Source organism: Synechococcus sp. R3-13 (genome assembly GCF_047462195.1).
Taxonomy (GTDB): Bacteria; Cyanobacteriota; Cyanobacteriia; order Thermostichales; family Thermostichaceae; genus Thermostichus.
The window spans coordinates 3,145-8,213 of record NZ_JANSIO010000322.1 but is presented as its reverse complement, the minus strand read 5'-3'; the positions used below and the strand labels follow the sequence as shown (position 1 = coordinate 8,213).

Below are 5,069 nucleotides of genomic sequence, written 5' to 3'. Positions count from 1 at the left end.
TGGCCAGGCGATCCCCTTGCCGCCGCACCTGCAACAGGCCACTGCGGGTGGAAAAGGCTACCCTCTCCGCCTGGGGATGCACCTCCGTCAACAGCACATAGGCGCTGGCCAAGGTGGCGTGGCCACAGAGATTCACCTCGGTGGTGGGAGTAAACCAGCGCAGACCATAGTGGGGAACCTCGCCCTGGGATCCCTGGGGAAGTAAAAAAGCCGTCTCCGATACATTGTTCTCCGCCGCAATGGCTTGCATCAGCGCCTCTGGCAACTCCTGGGGCAGCAGACACACCGCTGCCGGATTGCCGCCGAAAGGCACCGCCGTAAATGCATCCACCTGAAACAACGGGATCCACACCTTCTCAACCAAGCCCAACTCAGGTCATGATCCCACAGCAGACCCCAAAGTAGGGGGATCCGCACCCCGACCGCACCTGCCAAAAGCGGGATCCCGCTGACAAAGGCTATTGTCAGGCCAGAAAGTTGGCTGATAAACTAGCACTCGTAAGTCGAGAGTGCTAAGTCGCTTCCCTTCGGGGAAGTGGAACTAATGGAAATGAAAACTTCAGCTTCGTGCTTTAGGATCACGGAGGACATTCGTCATGGCTGCAGTAGCTCTTAACGTCTCTACCCTGAAGCCGCTGGGCGACCGCGTGCTGGTCAAAATCGCTCAGCAGGACGAGAAAACCGCAGGTGGGATCTTCTTGCCGGACACTGCCAAGGAAAAGCCCCAGGTGGGGGAAGTGGTTGCTGTTGGCCCTGGCAAGCGCAACGACGAGGGCAAGCTGATCCCGATGGAACTGAAAGCCGGCGACAAAGTGCTCTACTCCAAGTATGCCGGAACCGAAGTCAAGCTGGGCAGCGATGAATATGTGCTGTTGGCCGAGCGAGACATTCTCGCCATTGTTCAGTAATGGTCAGTGATTCAGCAGCAGTTCAACGAACGATTGAATCCTTGAGACTCTGTTTCACCCTTACCTGCATTTGCATCGGAGAGGTTGACTATGGCCAAATCAATCATCTTCAGTGAAGAAGCCCGCCGCGCTCTAGAGCACGGCATGGATATTTTGGCAGAAGCCGTAGCCGTTACCCTGGGTCCCAAAGGGCGCAACGTCGTGCTGGAGAAGAAGTTTGGCGCCCCCCAAATCATCAACGACGGGGTAACCATTGCCAAAGAAATCGAGCTGGAAGACCACATTGAGAACACAGGCGTTTCCTTGATCCGGCAGGCGGCTTCCAAGACCAATGACACGGCTGGGGATGGCACCACCACGGCCACGGTCTTGGCTCACGCCATGGTGAAAGAAGGTCTGAAAAACGTGGCTGCCGGCGCCAACCCGATTGCCCTAAAGCGGGGGATCGACAAGGCGGTGAAGTTTTTGGTAGACAAAATCGCCGAACATGCCCGCCCGGTGGAAGATTCCAAAGCCATTGCCCAGGTGGCGGCCATTTCCGCCGGTAACGATGAAGAAGTGGGCCGTATGATTGCCGAGGCCATGGACAAGGTGGGCCGCGAAGGGGTGATCTCCCTGGAAGAAGGCAAGTCCATGACCACCGAGCTGGAAGTGACGGAAGGGATGCGCTTCGACAAGGGCTACATCTCCCCTTACTTCGTCACCGATACCGAGCGGATGGAAGCGGTTCTGGAAAACCCCTACATCCTCATCACCGACAAGAAGATCACCCTGGTGCAAGACCTGGTACCGGTTCTGGAGCAGGTGGCCCGCGCCGGTCGTCCCCTGCTGATCATCGCCGAAGACATCGAGAAAGAAGCGCTGGCTACCCTGGTGGTGAACAAGCTGCGGGGTGTGCTGAGCGTGGTGGCGGTGAAAGCGCCTGGCTTTGGGGATCGCCGCAAGGCCATGCTGGAAGACATTGCCATCCTGACCGGTGGTGAGGTAATCAGCGAAGAGCGCGGCCTGAAGCTGGAGAACGCTCGCCTCGATTCCTTCGGCACTGCCCGTCGCGTCACGGTAACCAAAGACAATACCACCATCGTGGCGGAAGGCAACGAAGCGGCTGTGAAAGCCCGTTGCGAGCAAATTCGTCGCCAAATTGAGGAAACCGACTCCACCTACGACAAAGAAAAACTGCAAGAGCGCTTGGCCAAACTCTCCGGCGGTGTAGCGGTGATCAAAGTGGGCGCGGCCACTGAAACCGAGATGAAAGACCGCAAGTTGCGCCTGGAAGATGCCATCAACGCCACCAAAGCGGCGGTAGAAGAAGGGATCGTTCCCGGCGGCGGTACCACCTTGGCACACCTGATCCCAGTGGTAACCGAGTGGGCGCAAGCCAACCTGTCCGGCGATGAACTGGTGGGGGCCAACCTGGTCGCCCGCGCTCTGGGCGCTCCGCTGCGCCGCATTGCTGAGAACGCCGGCCAAAACGGTTCCATTGTGCTGGAGCGGGTGAAAGATAAGCCCTTCAACACCGGCTACGATGCTCAGAACGACGCCTTCGTGGATATGTTCGAGGCGGGCATTGTAGACCCGGCCAAGGTTACCCGTTCTGCCCTGCAAAACGCCGCTTCCATTGCGGGGATGGTGCTGACCACTGAAGCGATCGTGGTGGACAAGCCGGAGCCCAAAACCAACACATCGGCAAGCAGCGGCAGCGGCATGAGTGACTACGACTACTAATCCGTTGACCGCCACAGCGAGGTGGATCCCTGAGGCTCACCGAAGAGCCTATGGGCACTTCGCTTCCTGGCCAGGCATCTTGGATGAATCTTTCGGGATCCCCTGGTGGGATCCCTTTTTTATGGATTTTTATTTTTTATCAAGACAGGCGAGCTGGCGGGATCATTCCCAATACCCATGCAACAGCAGCACAACTGTCTGTGACGTTGATCCCCCTCTACCTTTGGGAGAGGGGCTGGGGGTGAGGGCGCCGGAGCCATGCAATCGGGAACTGCCTCAAACTGGCTCTTGGAAATGGCTTTGATCTGTCGAACTTGAGGAAAAGGGGAAGGCGGTGTGGCTCAGTTGATTTGCATTGGCCTGGATCTGGCTTGGTCGCCCCGCAACCCTTCCGGTCTGGCCACGCTGCGAGTCCAGCTCGGGGATCCCGGCAGGCAGAACTTGACAGGCCATCTGGTCGATAGCCGCATTCTCCAAACGGATGAGGAGATCCTGGACTACATTCAAGCTCAGGCGGGCGAAGATCCCTGCTTGGTGGCGGTGGATGCCCCCCTGCGCGTCCCCAACCTCAGCGGACAGCGACGGGCCGAGGCCGAACTGAACCGGGTGTTTCGCGCCTACGCAGCCGGGGCCCACCCAGCCAACCGCCGGCTTCTAGAAAAAAACGGCCAGGTGAGAGGGGAAGCCTTGGTGCAAGCCCTAGCCAGTTATGGCTTTCGGGAGCAGGCCAGCATCAAGCGAGGAAAACTTACCCGCCAAGTGACCGAGGTCTTCCCCCACAGCGCCTTGGTCAGCCTCTTTGGCCTCAGCCGCACTCTAAAATACAAGGCCCGCCCTCGACGCACCTGGCCGGAACGGCAACAAGCCTGGCAGCTTTACCAGCATCATCTGCGCTCTCTGGCTGCCGCTGACCCGGCTCTCCAGGGCCACGAGGAGCTGCTTCAAGTGGAGGTGGGATCCCTCAAGGGCCGTCGACTCAAAAACTACGAAGATCAAGTGGATGCCTTGATGTGTGCCTACATCGCCCTCTACGGGTTCCGCTGGGGATCCGAGCGCTGCCGCAGTTTCGGCAACCTGCAAGAAGGGCACATTTTCACGCCCTTGCCCCCTCGAACCTCTGAGGCTGATTGAGACCCACTCCGGGATCGCAGCCAAGAGAACAAGACTCTCGCTGGCCTTGGATCCCTCCTTGGCGGCATGATAAAAACAAGGGATCCGCAGAATAGGGGAAAAATGGACGTGCAACTGGGCCGCAATCGGCAGGCAAGACGCGCTTACGGGCTGGATGAAATCGCGCTGGCCCCAGGCAGACGAACGCTGGATCCCAGCCTGGTGGATACCCACTTCACCCTGGGAGGGATCCAAAGGCCAATCCCCATCATCGCCAGCGCTATGGACGGCGTGGTGGATGTGCGAATGGCCATTTTGCTCTCGGAGCTGGGAGCTTTCGGGGTGTTGAACCTGGATGGGATCCAAACCCGCTATGCTGATCCCGATGAGGTTTTGGCTCAGATCGCGTCGGTGGGCAAAGACGAGTTTGTGCCCCTAATGCAGCGCCTCTACAGCGAGCCGGTGAAGCCAGAGCTAATCCAAGAACGCATCCGCCAGATTAAAGCCTCCGGCGCCATTGCCGCCGCTAGCTGCGTGCCCGCCCACGCCGCCCAATACGGCCCCCTGGTGGCGGAAGCCGGGGGGGATCTGTTTTTCGTCCAGGCCACGGTGGTTTCCGTTCACCACAAGGTTCCCGAAGGCATGGAACTGCTGGATCTGGCCCAATTTTGCCGGTCGATGCCCATTCCTGTTGTGGTGGGCAACTGCGTTACCTACGATGTCGCTCTGGAGCTGATGCAGGCCGGAGCTGCCGGTGTCTTGGTGGGGATCGGCCCTGGCGCTGCCTGTACTTCCCGAGGCGTGTTGGGGGTGGGAGTGCCGCAGGCTACGGCCATCGCCGACTGTGCCGCTGCACGGGAGCAGTTTTTGGCGGAAACCGGCGCCTACGTTCCCATCATTGCCGATGGGGGATTGGTGACCGGTGGCGACATTTGCAAGGCCATCGCCTGTGGAGCGGACGCAGTGATGATCGGATCCCCCCTGGCCCGCGCCTATGAGGCCCCCGGTCGCGGCTTTCATTGGGGCATGGCTACCCCCAGCCCCATCTTGCCCCGCGGCACCCGCATCCGCGTGGGATCCACCGGCACCTTGGAAGAAATCTTGCGCGGCCCCGCCCGCCTGGACGACGGTACCCACAACCTCTTGGGCGCCCTGCGCACCAGCATGGCCACCCTGGGGGCTGCCAATCTTCGAGAAATGCAGCAGGTGGAGATCTGCATCGCCCCCTCCCTCCTGACCGAGGGCAAGGTGTACCAGAAGGCGCAGAGCTTGGGTATGGGGAAATAGTCCTTTGGGAATGCTAAACTCGGTGGGCTGGGATCCCTC

Annotated in this window: 6 protein-coding genes; 5 read left to right on the top strand and 1 reads right to left on the bottom strand. The window is 59.6% G+C overall.

What is annotated here, in order from left to right; translation table 11 throughout:
* A partial coding sequence (locus NW856_RS10040; protein ID WP_414400086.1) for a PhzF family phenazine biosynthesis protein occupies positions 1 to 370 on the bottom strand: 370 nt, incomplete at its 3' end.
* Positions 371 to 596: 226 nt separating this feature from the next.
* Between NW856_RS10040 and groES the strand changes: the two genes are divergently transcribed.
* From groES to NW856_RS10015, 5 genes are all read left to right on the top strand, one after another.
* The gene (gene groES / locus NW856_RS10035; protein WP_011433225.1) at positions 597 to 908 is read left to right on the top strand and encodes a co-chaperone GroES; all 312 of its coding nucleotides are present in this window, start codon (positions 597 to 599) and stop codon (positions 906 to 908) included.
* Positions 909 to 998: 90 nt separating this feature from the next.
* The gene (gene groL / locus NW856_RS10030) at positions 999 to 2,633 is read left to right on the top strand and encodes a chaperonin GroEL (protein WP_414400085.1); all 1,635 of its coding nucleotides are present in this window, start codon (positions 999 to 1,001) and stop codon (positions 2,631 to 2,633) included.
* A gap of 50 nt (positions 2,634 to 2,683) precedes the next feature.
* Positions 2,684 to 2,878 (top strand): hypothetical protein, encoded by a 195-nt coding sequence (locus NW856_RS10025; protein WP_414400084.1) that lies wholly within the window; start codon positions 2,684 to 2,686, stop codon positions 2,876 to 2,878.
* Positions 2,879 to 2,969: 91 nt separating this feature from the next.
* On the top strand, positions 2,970 to 3,764 hold the full coding sequence (locus NW856_RS10020; RefSeq protein WP_414400082.1) for a DUF429 domain-containing protein: 795 nt from the start codon (positions 2,970 to 2,972) through the stop codon (positions 3,762 to 3,764).
* A gap of 102 nt (positions 3,765 to 3,866) precedes the next feature.
* Positions 3,867 to 5,030 carry a GuaB3 family IMP dehydrogenase-related protein gene (locus tag NW856_RS10015; RefSeq protein WP_414400081.1) on the top strand — a complete coding sequence of 388 codons (1,164 nt, stop codon included), beginning with the start codon at positions 3,867 to 3,869 and terminating at the stop codon, positions 5,028 to 5,030.
* The last annotated feature ends 39 nt before the right edge of the window (positions 5,031 to 5,069 follow it).